This window comes from Arthrobacter sp. B1I2 (assembly GCF_030816485.1).
Lineage (GTDB): Bacteria > Actinomycetota > Actinomycetes > Actinomycetales > Micrococcaceae > Arthrobacter.
On the sequence record NZ_JAUSYC010000001.1, the window covers coordinates 1,790,483 to 1,805,529 of the forward strand.

12 protein-coding genes and 1 pseudogene are annotated in these 15,047 nt (G+C 64.9%); 6 read left to right on the forward strand and 7 right to left on the reverse strand.

Annotated features, from left to right (window positions below; translation table 11 throughout):
- The first annotated feature begins 2 nt into the window (after positions 1–2).
- From QFZ57_RS08340 to arfA, 3 genes are read left to right on the forward strand one after another with little or no spacing between them, the layout of a single operon-like run.
- Entirely contained in the window at positions 3–977 is a 975-nt protein-coding gene (locus QFZ57_RS08340; protein WP_306899435.1) for a carbohydrate ABC transporter permease, read from the forward strand.
- Between the two features lie 2 nt (positions 978–979).
- Positions 980–1,876: a carbohydrate ABC transporter permease gene (locus tag QFZ57_RS08345; protein WP_306899437.1), complete on the forward strand. Its 897-nt coding sequence runs from the start codon at positions 980–982 to the stop codon at positions 1,874–1,876.
- Positions 1,877–1,929: 53 nt separating this feature from the next.
- A complete protein-coding gene (gene arfA / locus QFZ57_RS08350; protein WP_306629980.1) occupies positions 1,930–3,468 on the forward strand; it encodes an arabinosylfuranosidase ArfA in 1,539 nt (512 codons plus the stop codon).
- 54 nt (positions 3,469–3,522) lie between these two features.
- On the opposite strand, the gene QFZ57_RS08355 is transcribed toward arfA, so the two are convergent.
- Positions 3,523–4,200 carry a Crp/Fnr family transcriptional regulator gene (locus QFZ57_RS08355; protein ID WP_013602309.1) on the reverse strand — a complete coding sequence of 226 codons (678 nt, stop codon included), beginning with the start codon at positions 4,198–4,200 and terminating at the stop codon, positions 3,523–3,525.
- Positions 4,201–4,395: 195 nt separating this feature from the next.
- On the opposite strand from QFZ57_RS08355, the gene QFZ57_RS08360 reads away from it, so the two are divergent.
- Positions 4,396–5,580 carry a MarP family serine protease gene (locus tag QFZ57_RS08360; protein ID WP_306629981.1) on the forward strand — a complete coding sequence of 395 codons (1,185 nt, stop codon included), beginning with the start codon at positions 4,396–4,398 and terminating at the stop codon, positions 5,578–5,580.
- Between the two features lie 10 nt (positions 5,581–5,590).
- Here QFZ57_RS08360 and aroQ read toward each other — a convergent pair whose 3' ends face one another.
- The 5 genes and pseudogenes from aroQ to QFZ57_RS08385 all read right to left on the reverse strand — a co-directional run bounded on the left by aroQ (position 5,591) and on the right by QFZ57_RS08385 (position 11,792).
- Positions 5,591–6,055 (reverse strand): type II 3-dehydroquinate dehydratase, encoded by a 465-nt coding sequence (gene aroQ / locus QFZ57_RS08365; RefSeq protein ID WP_306629982.1) that lies wholly within the window; start codon positions 6,053–6,055, stop codon positions 5,591–5,593.
- A gap of 84 nt (positions 6,056–6,139) precedes the next feature.
- Positions 6,140–8,336 (reverse strand): annotated as a pseudogene (locus QFZ57_RS08370) (alpha-galactosidase).
- A 157-nt stretch (positions 8,337–8,493) separates the two neighbouring features.
- On the reverse strand, positions 8,494–9,837 hold the full coding sequence (locus QFZ57_RS08375; RefSeq protein ID WP_306899449.1) for an ABC transporter substrate-binding protein: 1,344 nt from the start codon (positions 9,835–9,837) through the stop codon (positions 8,494–8,496).
- Between the two features lie 88 nt (positions 9,838–9,925).
- The gene (locus QFZ57_RS08380) at positions 9,926–10,849 is read right to left on the reverse strand and encodes a carbohydrate ABC transporter permease (RefSeq protein ID WP_306899450.1); all 924 of its coding nucleotides are present in this window, start codon (positions 10,847–10,849) and stop codon (positions 9,926–9,928) included.
- A gap of 10 nt (positions 10,850–10,859) precedes the next feature.
- Positions 10,860–11,792 (reverse strand): carbohydrate ABC transporter permease, encoded by a 933-nt coding sequence (locus QFZ57_RS08385; RefSeq protein ID WP_306899452.1) that lies wholly within the window; start codon positions 11,790–11,792, stop codon positions 10,860–10,862.
- Between the two features lie 182 nt (positions 11,793–11,974).
- Here QFZ57_RS08385 and QFZ57_RS08390 point away from each other — a divergent pair, with 182 nt between their 5' ends.
- Together QFZ57_RS08390 and QFZ57_RS08395 are read left to right on the forward strand one after the other, a co-directional pair.
- Positions 11,975–13,180 (forward strand): Gfo/Idh/MocA family protein, encoded by a 1,206-nt coding sequence (locus QFZ57_RS08390; RefSeq protein WP_306899454.1) that lies wholly within the window; start codon positions 11,975–11,977, stop codon positions 13,178–13,180.
- Between the two features lie 10 nt (positions 13,181–13,190).
- On the forward strand, positions 13,191–14,213 hold the full coding sequence (locus tag QFZ57_RS08395) for a LacI family DNA-binding transcriptional regulator (protein ID WP_306899456.1): 1,023 nt from the start codon (positions 13,191–13,193) through the stop codon (positions 14,211–14,213).
- Here the strand turns inward: QFZ57_RS08395 and QFZ57_RS08400 are convergent.
- On the reverse strand, positions 14,210–14,998 hold the full coding sequence (locus QFZ57_RS08400; RefSeq protein ID WP_306899457.1) for a DeoR/GlpR family DNA-binding transcription regulator: 789 nt from the start codon (positions 14,996–14,998) through the stop codon (positions 14,210–14,212). The genes QFZ57_RS08395 and QFZ57_RS08400 overlap by 4 nt on opposite strands.
- Positions 14,999–15,047 lie beyond the last annotated feature (49 nt).

Below are 15,047 nucleotides of genomic sequence, written 5' to 3' on the forward strand. Positions count from 1 at the left end.
AAATGAGTTCCTTAGCAACATCACACGACAGCGAGGGCCAGGCGGGTACGCTGCCTGGGCTGTCACGGAAAAAGCCGATAAACCAGGCGGGGTCCGGGCGGACCCGGTCACAGGGGAGCAGGAACAACCTCAACGGTTGGGCCTTTGCCGCGCCCTTCCTGGCGTTCTTCCTGGTCTTCCTCGTCTGGCCGCTCCTTTACGGCCTCTACATGAGCCTGACCGGCAAGTCACTGACAGGCGCCAACGACAGCATCATTGGCCTTGCCAACTACGCAGAGGCGCTGGCCGACGCCGACATGTGGCATTCGCTGGGCAACACCCTGTACTTCACGGTCATCAGCACCGTCCCACTGGTGATAGTCGCACTCGTCATGGCGGCCCTGCTGAACGTCGGGCTGCCGGCACAGTGGCTGTGGCGGGTTTCCTACTTTGCCCCGTACCTGCTGGCCTCCACCGTGGTGTCACTGTTCTTCACCTGGATGTACAACCCGCAGTTGGGCCTCATCAACGACACCCTGGTGAAAATCGGGCTGCCGAAGGTGGCCTGGCTGAACGATCCCGGTGTAGCGATGTGGGCTATCGTCATCGCCACACTGTGGTGGACGGTGGGCTTCAACTTCCTCCTGTACCTGGCAGCGATGCAGAACATCCCCGCCCAGCACTATGAAGCAGCGTCACTGGATGGCGCTGGCGCCTGGCGGCAGTTCTTCTCCATCACCCTGCCGCAGCTGGCCCCCACCTCCGTCATGATCGTGCTCCTCCAGATCCTGGCCTCATTGAAGATTTTCGACCAGGTCTACCAGATGACGGCCGGCGGCCCCGGCGGTGCAACCAGGCCCGTGGTGCAGTACATCTTCGAATCCGGCTTCACCGGGTACCGGCTGGGTTATTCCGCAGCCATCTCCTACATCTTCTTCGGGCTGATCGTGGCTGTTTCAGTCCTCCAGTTCTTCATCACACGCCGCAGGAGTGCATAGCCATGGCAACTGAAACCCTCACCCGTCCCGGTACCTCCGCTGCGGCCTCCGCCGGGCACCGGAGGACCGGCCGCAAGATGACCCCGGGTCGGGCAGCGGTCCTGGCGGTCGCCGCGCTGCTGGCCGTCCTCTGGCTGGTGCCCTTCGCCTGGGCAACCGTCACGGCTTTCAAGAGCGAGACAGACGCCGCTTCTCCGAAGATCAGCTGGATCCCGGCGTCGGGCTTTACCGCCGATGCCTTCGTGAAGGTGTTCCAGGACGGCAACATCCCGCTGTGGACGTGGAACTCCCTGTATACGTCCGCTGCCATTACGGTCATTACCCTGGTCATTTCAGCGCTGGTGGCCTACGCCCTGTCCCGCATCGAATTCCGGGGCAAGAAGGTCCTGATGACGGTCATTATCGCGTCCATCATCATCCCTCCGCCGGTCCTGATCATCCCGCTGTTCTACCAAATGGTGGCACTGCACATGATCGACACGTCATGGGCCATCATCCTTCCGCAGGTCATCCACCCGGCCATGGTGTTCGTGCTCAAGAAGTTCTTCGACCAGATTCCGCGGGAGCTTGAGGAAGCCGCTGTGATGGACGGGGCCAGCCGGATGCGGATCTTCCTGCAGGTGGTCCTGCCACTGTCCCGCCCCATACTCGCCGCCGTCGCGATCTTCGTGTTCATCGGTGCCTGGAACAACTTCCTCTGGCCCTTCATCGCCACCAACGACGGGTCCATCCTGACCCTTCCGGTGGGACTGCAGACGATCAAGAGCGCCTACGGCATCCAGTACGCCCAGAACATGGCATCGGCGCTGCTGGCTGCCCTGCCCCTGATCGTGGTTTTCCTTTTCTTCCAGCGCCAGATCATCAAGGGCGTTGCGACGACGGGACTCGCCGGTACCTGATTCCCGCCTTCGATTTTCCACACAGACCCCAAGCACACCCAAGGAGATTGCACATGTCCCGCGCCAGGATCACCCTTGACCGCGACTTCACCATAGGCGAAGTGCCCCGCCGGCTTTTTGGCTCGTTCGTCGAGCACATGGGCCGCTGCGTCTACACCGGTATTTTCGAACCGGGCCACCCGGAGGCAGATGAAAACGGCTTCCGCCAGGACGTCCTCAAGCTCGTCAAGGAGCTCGGCGCCACTGTAATCCGCTATCCCGGCGGCAACTTCGTCTCCGGCTATGACTGGGAAGACGGGATCGGACCCCGCGAGGACCGGCCCCGCCGCCTTGACGGCGCCTGGCACACCCTGGAAACCAACGCTTTTGGGCTCCACGAATTCGTGGACTGGTCGCGCCAGGCCGGTACCGAAATCATGGAAGCCATCAACCTTGGTACCCGGGGAGTGGACGCCGCCCGCGCCATCGTGGAGTACGCCAACCACCCCGGCGGCACCCGCCTCTCGGACCTGCGTGCCAAAAACGGCCACAAGGACCCGTTCAACATCAAACTGTGGTGCCTGGGCAATGAAATGGACGGTCCCTGGCAGATCGGCCACAAGACGGCGGAAGAGTACGGCCGGCTGGCCCAGGAGGCAGCCAAGGCCATGCGGTTCGTGGATCCGGACATCGAACTGGTGGCCTGTGGAAGCTCGAACTCCGGAATGCCCACCTTCGGGGCCTGGGAGCAGACGGTCCTGTCCCACGCATACCAGGAAGTGGACTATGTCTCACTGCATGCCTACTACCAGGAGCGTGACGGCGACGTGGGCAGCTTCCTGGCCAGCGCCGTGGACACCGACTACTTCATCGAATCGGTCGTAGCCACCGCCGACGCAGTCCGGGCCAAAGGCAAGCACAAGAAGCACATCAACCTGTCCTTTGACGAATGGAACGTCTGGTACCAGCGGGGCCTGGACACGGAGGACCAGCCGCACAACGTCTCCAAGGCCGGCTGGCGTGAGCACCCCAGGGTCATCGAGGACAAGTACAACGTGACGGACGCCGTCGTCGTCGGTACCCTGCTCAACTCGCTGCTCCGCCATGGGGACAGGGTCAAGATCGCCAACCAGGCACAGCTGGTCAATGTCATTGCCCCCATCTTCAGCGAGGAAAATGGGCCGGCCTGGCGCCAGACCATCTTCCACCCCTTTGCCCGGATGGCCGAACTGGCGAAGGGCCAGATCCTGCGGCTGTCCGTTGACTCCGACAAGTACGGCAGCGCGCGCTTTGGTGACACGGACCTGGTGGATGTCAGCGCCACCTGGAACGAGGAAACGGGCCGCGTAGCGCTGTTCTTCGCCAACCGCGGCCTTGAAGAGGCTGCGGACGTGGAAGTCAGCCTGCGTGGATTCGACGCCCGCCGGGTACTCCGGGCTGAGGTCCTGGAAATCCCTGAGGGTGGGGACCGTTTCAGCATCAACAACCAGGAGAATCCCGGCCGGGTGGGCCTGAAGCCGCTGGAGGGAGCAAAGGCAACCGGCTCTGAGCTGCGCCTCAGCCTTCCCGCTTTGTCATGGGCCGTCGTCGAACTGGACGTGGTGAAGAACTGACCCACGCTTAAACATAAAGAAGGCCGCCCCGAGGGGCGGCCTTCTTTATGCGGTCTAGCGGGAACGCTGGCGGAGGCGCTGCATGTCCAGGATGACCACGGCGCGGGCTTCGAGGCGGAGCCAGCCGCGCTGGACGAACTCGGCGAGGGCCTTGTTGACCGTTTCGCGGGACGCGCCAACGAGTTGGGCCAGTTCTTCCTGGGTGAGCTCGTGTGCCACCAGGACGCCGTCGGTTGCGGGCCGGCCGAAGCGGTCCGCCAGGTCCAGCAGGGCCTTGGCCACGCGGCCGGGGACGTCGGAGAAGACCAGGTCGGAGAGGGAGTCGTTGGTGCGGCGCAAGCGGCGGGCCAGGGCCTGCAGCAGCTGGGCCGAAACCTCGGGGCGCGTGCGCAGCAGGGTGTTCAGGCTCTCGTTCTTGAGCCCGGCCAGCCTGGTTTCGGACACGGCGGTGGCGGTGGCGGTGCGGGGGCTGGGATCGAACAGCGCCATCTCGCCGAAGAGCTCGCCCGGGCCGAGGATGGCCAGCAGCGATTCGCGGCCGTCGGGGGAGGTGCGGCCGAGCTTTACCTTGCCGGAGACGATGAAGTACAGCTGGTCACCCTGGTCACCTTCGCGGAACACTGATGCGCCGCGGGACAGGTCCACCTCGGTGAGCTCATCCGTCAGCAGCCGGAATGCGTCGTCGTCGAGCGTGGCGAATAGGGGTGCTCGGCGCAGTACCTCGATGTCCATGAAATCTCCTGAGTAAAAGTATCGGCTGTGGCGCTTGTGCCATTGTTTCAGAATTTTCAACGTTCTGTGACGAACTTGGCAGCCGAAACCCCTGCGGGCAGTTGAATCCATGTCCGCCGGAGGGCGCCGCACGCCACAGAAGATTGTCAGCGTCCGCCACTAGAATAGGGGTTCAACTGTTAATAAGGAGCCTTTGTGGTCGGCCTGACTGTCCTGGACATCGTCCTGATCCTGGCATTGCTGTCATACCTGTTCTATGGCCTCCGCAACGGATTCCTGGTCACTGTTGGCGGCCTCGCCGGGTTTGCCGCCGGTGCCATCGCCGCATTCTTTGCCGTCCCCCTCGTCAGCACGTTCGTCGAGGATTCAGGGTGGAGGCTCACCGCCATCATCGCAGCCGCCGTCGTCCTGATAGCCCTGGGACATGGCCTGGGCACCATGCTGGGGCGGCAACTCCGCGGCGTTGTCCGGATCCGGCCGCTGCGTGCGGTGGACCGGCTGGTGGGCGGGGCATTGAACCTTGCGGTGTCCGCACTGGTGATGTCCATGCTGGCCTTCAGCGTCAGCTCCCTCGGGGTGCCGGTTGTGTCCCAGCAGCTGGCCGAGTCCAAGGTGATCCGTTTCATTGACGGGCTCACCCCAACTCCCGTCAAAGCCACCATGGCTCAGCTGCGTTCCACGGTGATCGGCAACGGTATCCCCACGTTGATCGAAGGGCTGGACCAGGGACAGACAGTCCAGGTGCCCAACACCAGCACCAATACGCCTGCGCTTAACAAAGCGGCGCAGTCGGTCCTCAGGATTGCCGGTACTGCCTACGAATGCGGCCAGAACCAGACCGGCAGCGGCTTCGTAGTGTCCCAGGACCGCGTGGTCACCAACGCGCACGTCGTTGCGGGCGTGTCGCAGCCAGTGGTGGAGATGCCCGACGGCGGTGCGATGCCCGGGCGTGTGGTCTACTTCGATACCAAGCGGGATCTGGCGGTCCTGGCCGTGGACAACCTGCCGTCCCGGCCGCTGCCGCTGAGCCGCGACCTGCCCGGCGGCAGCCAGGCCGCGTTCGCCGGGTACCCGCATGGCGGACCCTTCCAGTCCAAGCCCGCCACCGTGCAGGACATCGCAACGGTCCTGGTCCCGGACATCTATGGAAACAATCCCTCGCCGGAGGACATCTACCGCCTGGCCGGGGATGTGCAGCCGGGGAACTCCGGCGGCCCGCTGCTCACCACCGACGGCCAGGTGGCCGGGGTGGTCTTCGCCAAGGCAACCTCGGACGCCGAAGTGGGGTTCGCCATCACCATGAACGACCTCGATCCGGTCGCGGAGCAGGCCCCGGCACTGTCCTCGCCCGTTTCCTCCGGGCAGTGCATCCAGAAGTAGTACCCGCCCGCTACAGGATCTCGGCCAGGTAATCGATGGCGAGTTTGTAGCCGAAGACTCCGGCACCAACGATCACGGCCGCGCAGACCGGGGACAGGTAGGAGTGGTGCCGGAATTCCTCCCGCTGGTGCACGTTGGTGATGTGCACCTCGACGGCGGGCAGCTGCACTGCGGCCAGGGCGTCGCGAAGAGCCACGGACGTATGGGTGAAGGCACCGGCGTTCAGGACAATGCCCACGGCGGCGCCCCGCGCCGCGTGGATGGCGTCCAGCAGGACGCCCTCGTGATTGGACTGGACGCACTCCACCGCGAAGCCGTGCTGTTCTGCGGCGGAGGCGGCCAGCTGCTCCACGTCGGCAAGGGTTGAGGTGCCGTACTTCTCCGGCTCCCGCGTACCCAGCAGGTTCAGGTTGGGGCCGTTGATGACCAGGATGGTGCCGCGGCCGGCTTCGACGGTGGAGGAGGCTTCAGTCATGCCTGCAAATCTATCGGTTGGCCCCGCCCGCCGCGCATTCTTACGTTCGGAATGTGCGGCAGGCAGGGCAGGACCGGCGGTGGGTCAGAGGGCAGTGACGTTCAGCAGCAGGGCGTGCTCAGGGTTGAGGATGGGCATCGGCAGCCCCACCTCGGCAAGGAACCTGCCGCTTGCCGTTGCGCCGGTGGACAGCCACGCCGGCGGTTGTGTCTGCGTGAAGGTGTGCCCGTAATCGGCGTCGGACTCCGTGGGGAAGACGGCATCCACCCGGTAGCTGCGGTCCGCCTCCAGACCGGGAAGGCCGATCCGTCCCGGCTGCTCGGCAGCGGAGGTGCGCGTGCTGACCAGGGCGAACAGTGCCGCCGTCGTGCCTTCCGCTACGTCTGCGGCGTCTGCCACCACGCCGTGCAGCAGGAGCGCTTCATCCATTACATCGGCGTTGACCCGGCGGCCCGCTGTGGATCAGGTCCCGATGTTCCTTGTACAGCCCCACGAAGCGCCGCAGCTCCTCCCGTTCCTTTCCCTGCACACCGCGGATGTCCCATTCCATGCCGAAATGCCCAAAGAGGGCGGTGATGGCACGGAATGACAGATCGTGCGTGCGGGCAGTGGTGTGCGATGTGGTGGGGCCAACGTGGCTGCCCACCAGTTCCGGCGGGACCACGGCACCCGTCCAGCGCTGGATGGTCTGCCGCTCCAGGGCATCATTGCAGTCCGACGCCCAGATCCGGTCCGTCCGTTCCAGGATGCCCAGATCCACCCGCGCACCGCCGGAGGAGCAGCTTTCAATTTCGACGCCGGGGTGTGCCTTCCGGAGCTCGTCGAACAGTCTGTAGGCGGCGAGGGTCTGCGCGTGGACAGAGGGGCGGCCGGCGTGGCCGTGCTCCGTCAGATCCCGGTTCTGGTCCCACTTGAGGTAACTGATGTTGTTTTCGGCGAGCAGCGCGTCGATCCGGTCGTAGATGTACTGCCAGGCCTCCGGGTTCACCAGGTCGATAATGTGCTGGTTGCGCCATTCCAGGGGCAGCCGGCCGCCGTCCTTGTGCGCTGCGGCAGACGGGCCCACAATCCAGTCCGGATGTTCGCGGGCAATGTCCGAGTCCAGGTTCACCATCTCCGGCTCCACCCACAGCCCGAACTCCATGCCGCGGGAGGTGACGGCATCGATCAGCGGGGTCAGGCCCTGGGGCCACAGGGTCTCATCCACGTACCAGTCGCCCAGGCCGGCGTGGTCGTCGCGGCGGCCGCGGAACCAGCCGTCGTCGAGCACGAAGCGTTCCACACCAAGATCGGAGGCGGATTCTGCCAGCTCGATCAGTGTGTCCAGGTTGTGGTCGAAGTACACGGCCTCCCACGTATTAAGCACTACCGGGCGGGGCTTTCCGGCGGGCAGGCCGGTGGATGCGGTGGGCAGGACGTGATGCGGGCGGGACCGGAACCAGCTGTAGAAGGCCTCCGTGATCCCGTCCAGGCCGCGGTCCGAGTAGGCGGCGAACAGGGCCGGGGTGGTGTAGCTGCCGCCGGGTGCCAGGATGACCTCGGCGGCGCCCAGGAGCTCCGAGCCGCCGATCATGGTGCGGCCGTCGCCAATAGTGTCGGCGAACTGCTCGTGGTTCCCGCTCCAGGCCAAGTGGGTGGCCCAGACCTTGCCGTGGCGGTTGCCAAAGCCCCGGGTGCCGGCGGCGAAGAGCAGCGAGGAATCGTGCCCGGTGCGGCCGTGCCGGCCGGTGCGGACCCACGTGCCCTGCTGGATGGCGCGGCGCTGGGGGTGGCGCTCGCGGCACCAGCGACCGGTCAGGTCGAGAAGTTCGACGGCGTCCGGCGCCACGGGGAGGACAGTGGCCAGTTCATCGACCTGGAAAGGAGTGGTTCCTTCGTTGGTGACGGTATGGCGGAGTTCCAGCAGGCCGCCGTGGTGAAGCGTGAGCGAGGACGAGACGCTGATCCCGGTGTCCGCGTCGGCCTGGACAATGGTGGCGCTGGCTCCCTGGGCGGTGACGGACGAGAGGCGGAGGCGGGAGGAGAAGTCGAGGCCGGCAGCATCTTCGGAGCTGCGGGAGCCGCGCAGCGCGGGGCGCCCGCGCCATGAGGAGGAAGCCTGGGGGAGGAGTCCCGCGGGGACGCGGGCGTCGATGGCGGAGTGCGGGACCGGGGCCGCGAGGATTGCGGGATCGGGCAGGGCAGTGCCCAGGTCCGCGCCCCAGTGGATGACCTCGGCCTCCCCGCTGTCGAAGCTGATCACCAGGCTGGTGCCGGCGGAACGGAGGTGGAGGGGTTCCATAAGGAGGTCTCTTTCGTTGTGTGGGGGATGCACCTGGGGCCAGGGGCAATTCCCTCAATTAGCTGAGGATAGCCGGATGCCGCCGCCGCGAGGAGGGGGCGGCGGCATCCGTTCTGTGGCTGCGACCACATACGCAGCCACGGCCTGGGGCAGGCGCCTACTTGAACAGGGCGTTGACCTGCTCGTTCGCCTGCGTCAGGGAGCTGGCGGGGGCCTTGCCGGACACCACGGCGTCCATGGCCGGCTTCAGGATGCCCTTGACCTTGGCCGTGTTGTCAGTGATGGGGTACAGGAACGTGGTCTTGTTCTTGACGTGCTCGGTGAAAGCGGTCACGTCCACGCCCTTGGCCTTGAACGCCTCGGCAGCCTTGTCGGAGGAAGTCTTCAGCGCCGGGAACACCACAGCCTTGGATGCAACCACGTCCTGGCAGTCGGCGGACGCAAGGTACTCCACCCACTTGATGGACGCGTCCTTCTTCTTGGTGCCGGCCCAGATGGAGTCCGCCAGGCCGTTGAACATCGACGCCCGCTTGCCCTCCGGGCCCACAGGAGTCGGAGCGATGCCAAGGTCGATGCCCTTGTAGCCGGTGTACTGGCCGATCATCCACGAACCGTGTGCGTTGATGGCAGACTTTCCGGCCGCGAAGGTGTCCGCCATGCTGGCGCCGACCGTCGTTTCCAGCCTGGGCATGTAGCCCTTGTCCGCGAGGCCGGCGAACCAATCCATGGAGGCCTGGAACTTGGGGTCATCGAAGTTGTAGTGGGTTCCCCACGGGTTCTTGTCCGTGTGCGACCATCCGGTGGTGTTGGTGAGGTAGCTCCACTCGGTCTGCCCCGAGGAGTCGCCGCCACCGTTGAGGCCGAGCCCGTAGACGTCCACGTTGTTCTTGTCGAAGCCCGCCTCGTCACCACGCTTGCCGTTCTTGTCCACGGTGAGGTGCGCAATGACCTTCTCGTAGGTGCCGCCGTCCTTCGGGTTCCAGGTGAGGTTCTTCATCTGGTCCTCGGTAATGCCGGCGGAAGCAGCCATCGCCTTGTTGTAGAACAGCCCGATGGTGTCCCAGTCCTTCGGCAGGCCGTAGCGCTTGCCGTCCTGGCCTACCCAGAGGTCGGCGAGGCCCTCGTTGTAGGCGCCCACATCGATGTTGTCCTTCTTGACGGCGTCGTCGATGGCCAGCAGTTGCTTGTTCTTGGCCAGTTCGCCGTACCGGCCCAGGTGGTCGGTGAAGACGTCCGGGGCGGTGCCGCCGACAAAACCGTTGGTCAGCGTGCTCCAGTAGTCGTCCCAGCCGCGCTGGGTGATCTTGACGGTGATGTCCGGGTTTGCCTTGTGGAAGTCATCCGCGCACTGCTGGTAGGCGGGGAGCTGGTTGGCGTCCCACAGCCAGTAGCTGATCTCGCCCTTGGCGGATTCTGCGGATCCCCCGCCGCCTCCGCAGGCGGAGAGGGCCAGGACGGCGGCAGCGGCAGCAGCGAGGGTGCCGATTGCTTTCTTCTTCATGACGGGTCCTTTCGGGAACGTACTTCCGGCGGGCCGCCATGGCGCGCCGGGGTAGGGAGGTGGGGAATTGCCGGGTGGTGCGGAAGGGTTACTTGATGCCGGAGAAGCCGATGGAGTTGACGATCTTCTTGCCGAACGCAGCGAAGAGGATCAGGACGGGAAGCGCGGAAACGAGCGTCGCTGCCATGAGGCCGGACCAGTCCGGTGCGCCCTGCGGCGACTGGGACTTGAAGACGCCAAGCCCCACCTGGAGGACGCGGACGTCATCCTGGGACCCCACCAGCAGCGGCCAGAAGTATTCATTCCATTGACCGATAAAGGTGAGCAACGCCAAAGTGGCGATGGGGGCGGCGGCGTTGGGCAGCACGATCTGGAAGAAGATCCGGAGGTGCTTGGCGCCGTCGAGCATTGCTGCTTCCTCCACCTCCCGTGACATGTTCAGGAAGAACTGGCGGAGGAAGAAGATGGCGAACGGCGTCATGAAGACGTAGGGCAGGACCATGCCGGGCATGGTGTTCAGGAGGTCCAGGTTCTTGATCAGCAGGAAGTTGGGCAGCGCCGTAAAGATCGGCGGAACCAGCATGGTACCCAGGAACAGGCTGAAGACCGCGTTGCGGCCCTTCCAGCGGAGCCGTGCGAAGGCATAGGCGGCCATGGCGCTGAAGAAAACGGCGCCGGCGGTGGTGATCGAGGAGAAGATGACCGAGTTGCGCAGGTAGAGCCAGAAGTCGATGGCTGCCCCCGAGCCGCCTTCGGCGACGGCTTGGGCGGGGGACTGCAGCCCGAACACCCGCAGGAATGCGCCGAAGGTGAAGTCCGCCGGCAGCAGGCTGGCCGACTGGGATGCCAGGGACGAGTTGGTGGACAGGGCCGTGCGCAGCACCCAGAGGAAGGGCAGCACCGAGACGGCGATGGCGAGGACCAGGAGGGCCCAGGCCCCGGCGCGCCGGGGATTGAATGGACGACGGCGGCTGGCTGGCTTGGCCAGCGGGACGCGGCTGGTGGTGGTCATGCGGGACTCCTTAGTCCAGGTCCGACTCGTTGCCCTTGAGGAACTTCATCTGGATGAAGGCCACGAGGGCGAGGATGAGGAAGAGAATGACGGCGATGGCGGATCCGTATCCGAAGTCGGATTCCGTGAAGGCACGCTGGTAGATGTAGTACTGGATGACCCGCGTGGCGTTGACCGGACCGCCCTGGGTGGTGACGGCTACGGTGTCGAAGACCTGGAAGGAGCCGATTACGGTGACCACCAGGACCAGCACCAGGACCGGCCGCAGCAGCGGGATGGTGATTTTGCTGAAGGTTTGCCATGGGGAGGCGCCGTCCAGCCTTGCTACTTCGTAGACATGTCCCGGAATGGCCTGCAGGCCGGCGAAGATCAGCAGCGCCGTGTAGCCCATGTGGCGCCAGGTGTTGATCAGGGCCTGGGTGGGGATGGCCCACGCCTCGCTTCCGAAGAACGCGGTGCGGGGTAGTCCCGCCCAATCGATGAACTGGTTCACCACGCCGATCTGGTAGTCCAGCATCCAGAACCACAGCAGCGCGGCAATGACGTTGGACATCAGGTAGGGGAGGAGCAGCGCGCCGCGGATCAGCGTGGATTTGGCCACCTGGTGCATCAGAAGGGCCAGGCCCAGGGCCAGGGCTGTTTGCAGGGCGATGTTGATCAGTACGTATTGTCCGGTGACGGCCAGGGAGTTCCAGAACAGGGGGTCCTTGGCGAGAGCCTGGTAGTTCTCCAGTCCGATCCATTCAGGGTCGCCGAGGATGTTGTACTCGGTGAAGCTGAGGTAGATGCCGCGGACGGTGGGGACCAGATAGAAGAGGACGAATCCGATCATGGCCGGCGCAATGAAGAACATGGCGATCTTCACGTCGCTTTGCCCCCGGCGCAATGGTGTCCGGCGGGCCGCGGGCTCGGCTGGTAGGGCTTTCCTGGTAAGGGTGGTCATCGTCGACCCTTTCCTAAGTGTGATGGAAGTTACAAGCTGCGGATCAATCTACACGAGTAGATCACTATGGGCAATAGATGAATAACGTCTTTCCCCAAAGAGGATTTAGTCCAGTTCCTAAACATTGACTCGAGTAGATCGGAGTGAAACACTCAGGGAAACATCAACCGGAAGGCAAAACAATGACGTTCTCCATCGGCATCGTGGGCGCGGGCCAGTTCGGCACCCAGTTCGCCCACCTGTTCAACCTCCACCCCGGAGTCAGCGCCGTCCACGTGGTGGACGAACTGCCGGAAAGGGCAGACGCGGCGGTGCGGCAGTTCGGCCTCGCCGGTACGGTCAGGGACTTCGACGCGCTGCTGGCCTCGGATATAGACGCGGTGGGACTTTTCACCCAGCGGTGGACCCACGGACCGCTGGTGGAGCGGGCGCTTAGGTCCGGCAAGCACGTCTACTCCGCCGTTCCCATGGCGGTCACCGAGGATGAGATTGCCAGGATCATCGAGGCGGTCCGGGACACCGGGTTGACCTACATGATGGGGGAGACAAGCTACTACAACCCCGCCACGGTCTACGCGCGCCGGGAGCACGCAGCAGGCAGGTTTGGCCGGATCTTCTACGCCGAAGGCGATTACGTCCATGACATGGACCTGGGGTTCTATGACGCCTACCGTTTCAGCGGCGGCGAACGCTGGAAGGAAACGGCCAGCTATCCACCGATGCTCTACCCCACCCACGCGGTGGGAGGGGTGCTGGGGGCCATCCCGGCGCACGCCGTCAGCGTCAGCTGCGTGGGAGTGCGGGATGACCGGAACGATGGCGTCTTCGACAAGGACGTCAGCATGTTCGGCAACGACTTCTCCAACGCCACCGCGCTGTTTGAGATGAGCGACGGCGGCGTGATGCGCACCAACGAGATGCGCAGGGTGGGTTACCCCTCCCACATCCGGGAATCCCGCTTCCGCTTTTTTGGCACCGAGGCCAGCCTTGAACAGCTCGCCAAGGTGACGGTGTGGCAGGACAAGCAGGACGTATACGACATTTCCGACCAAGTGGAGACCCGCCCCAGCATTCCGCTGGACGATCCCTCGTTGGCCAACGTGGCCCCGACCCTGCGCGATGCGTTCGTCTCAGGACTGGCGCCTGTCCATGAGAGCAGCCGGCTGCCCGAAGAGTTCCGCGGCGCGCCCAACGGCCATGAGGGAAGCCATCACTTCCTGGTGGACGACTTTGTCACGGCCGTTAATGACCGCACCCTGCCGCCTGTTAACGCATGGGTTGCTGCCCGCTTTACCCTGCCTGGGATCGTGGCGCACCAGTCCGCCCTGCAGAACGGTGAACGGCTCCCCATCCGTGACTTCGGTGACGCTCCCGGCAACTGTAGCTAGCATGGACACCATGACTTCCCCGGCAGTGCGGCCCCCGCGGGGCGGCCCCGTGACGCGCAAGGACGTGGCGCGCTATGCCGGCGTCAGCACCGCCGTCGTCAGCTACGTTGTGAACGGCGGCCCCAAGAAAGTGGCGCCGGCCACCGAGGCGAAGGTGCAGGATGCGATCCGTGTACTCGGATACCGGCCCAACGCCGCGGCACGTGCCCTCAAGCTCGGTTCCAGTGAAACCCTGGGACTGATCGTTCCGGACAACTCCAACCCCTTCTTCTCCCTGTTCGCCCACGCGGTAGAGGACGCGGCCGCGGAGCTCGGTTACGCCCTAGTGCTGAGCAACTCGGACGGAAACCTGGCAAAGGAACGGCGCAACGTCCGCAACCTGGCTGCCCGGCAGGTGGACGGCGTGCTGCTGGCAAGCGTCCTCTTCGGGCCGGACCTGGAGGTCCTGGAAACCGCCGACATCCCCTCTGTCCTGCTCAACCAGGAACGCGATGCGCCGGGCTTCAACAGCATCGGCGTGGACCTGGCTGCCGGGGCGAAAATCGCGGTGGAGCACCTGATCGGCCATGGCCACACCAATATCGGGCTGGCCATGGGCACCAACGTCTCCGGCACCACCGACGGCCGTGAACTCGGCTGGCGGGAGGCCCTGCAGGAGGCGGGGCTGCCGGAAGGGCCCATCGTGTACAGCAAGTTCACCCGGTCCGGCGGTTACCTTGCCGGGCAGCGGCTGCTTGCATCGGTCAACCGGCCCACGGCCATTTTTGCCACCTCGGATATGCAGGCCATCGGCCTGCTCCGGGCGGTGCATGAGGCGGGCTTCGCCGTTCCCGGTGAGATCGCGGTGGCTTCCTTCGACGGGTCCGCCGAAGCAGAGTACTCGTGGCCGCCCCTGACCACGGTGGAACAACCGGTGGCCGAGATGGCTGAAGCCGCGGTGGCGGCCTTGGTGGGCGCCGGCCGCGGAGAAAAACCCCGGCACCGGATCTTTCCCACCAAGCTCCACATCCGGCAATCCTGCGGTTGTCCCTAGGCGGCGGCGAGCCGAAGCTTGCCCACCTTTTCCCGCAGGACGCGCTGGGCTTCTGGCCCCAGTCCCGGATCGGTGATGACCTCGTCCACCTCTTCCAGCGTGGCAATGGAACTGATGCCGAGCATGCCCCACTTGCTGTGGTCCGCCAGCACCACGGTTTTCCGTGCCGCGGCTACGAAGGCCCGGTTCGTTTCGGCTTCGAGGAGGTTGGGCGTGGTGAAACCGGCGGTCGCGTCCATGCCGTGGACACCGAGGAACAGCACGTCCAGGTGCAGCTGTTTCAGTGCAGCCGTGGCGATAGGGCCAACCAGGGCGTCCGACGGCGTGCGTTGACCCCCGATAAGAATCACCGTGGAACTGTAGCGGGCGGAACCTGTTGCCGCGGCATGGTGGAACAAGTCGGCAATGCGCACCGAGTTGGTGACCACCGTGATTTGCGGGCCGTTGACCAGTTCTTTGGCCAGTGCCCACGTTGTGGTCCCGGCGCTGAGTCCCACTGCCATTCCTTGCTGGACCAGCGCCGCCGCTTCAAGTGCGATGGCGCGTTTCTCCGCGGTCAGCTGCGTGGATTTCAGTTCAAAACCCGGTTCGTGGGTGCTGGCGTCGCCGGGGAGCTTTGCCCCGCCGTGGATGCGCTCCAGCTTGCCGCCTTCCTCCAGCAGTTCGATGTCCCTGCGGACGGTCATCAGCGAAACGCCCAGTTGGTGGGCGAGGTCCGAGACACGGACAACCCGTTCGCGCTGGACGGCGTCCACGATTGCCTGGTGGCGTGCTGCGGGGAGCATGGAGTTCCTTTCGTACTGTTGGCGGGGAAGCTGCCTCCCCGTCACGTTC

Coding starts and splice junctions, on each gene's coding strand:
- QFZ57_RS08340 (WP_306899435.1), top strand. CDS start 3: ATGAGTTCCTTAGCAACATCACACGACAGCGAGGGCCAGGCGGGTACG.
- QFZ57_RS08345 (WP_306899437.1), top strand. CDS start 980: ATGGCAACTGAAACCCTCACCCGTCCCGGTACCTCCGCTGCGGCCTCC.
- arfA (WP_306629980.1), top strand. CDS start 1,930: ATGTCCCGCGCCAGGATCACCCTTGACCGCGACTTCACCATAGGCGAA.
- QFZ57_RS08355 (WP_013602309.1), bottom strand. CDS start 4,200: ATGGACATCGAGGTACTGCGCCGAGCACCCCTATTCGCCACGCTCGAC.
- aroQ (WP_306629982.1), bottom strand. CDS start 6,055: ATGACTGAAGCCTCCTCCACCGTCGAAGCCGGCCGCGGCACCATCCTG.
- QFZ57_RS08375 (WP_306899449.1), bottom strand. CDS start 9,837: ATGAAGAAGAAAGCAATCGGCACCCTCGCTGCTGCCGCTGCCGCCGTC.
- QFZ57_RS08380 (WP_306899450.1), bottom strand. CDS start 10,849: ATGACCACCACCAGCCGCGTCCCGCTGGCCAAGCCAGCCAGCCGCCGT.
- QFZ57_RS08385 (WP_306899452.1), bottom strand. CDS start 11,792: ATGACCACCCTTACCAGGAAAGCCCTACCAGCCGAGCCCGCGGCCCGC.
- QFZ57_RS08390 (WP_306899454.1), top strand. CDS start 11,975: ATGACGTTCTCCATCGGCATCGTGGGCGCGGGCCAGTTCGGCACCCAG.
- QFZ57_RS08395 (WP_306899456.1), top strand. CDS start 13,191: ATGACTTCCCCGGCAGTGCGGCCCCCGCGGGGCGGCCCCGTGACGCGC.
- QFZ57_RS08400 (WP_306899457.1), bottom strand. CDS start 14,998: ATGCTCCCCGCAGCACGCCACCAGGCAATCGTGGACGCCGTCCAGCGC.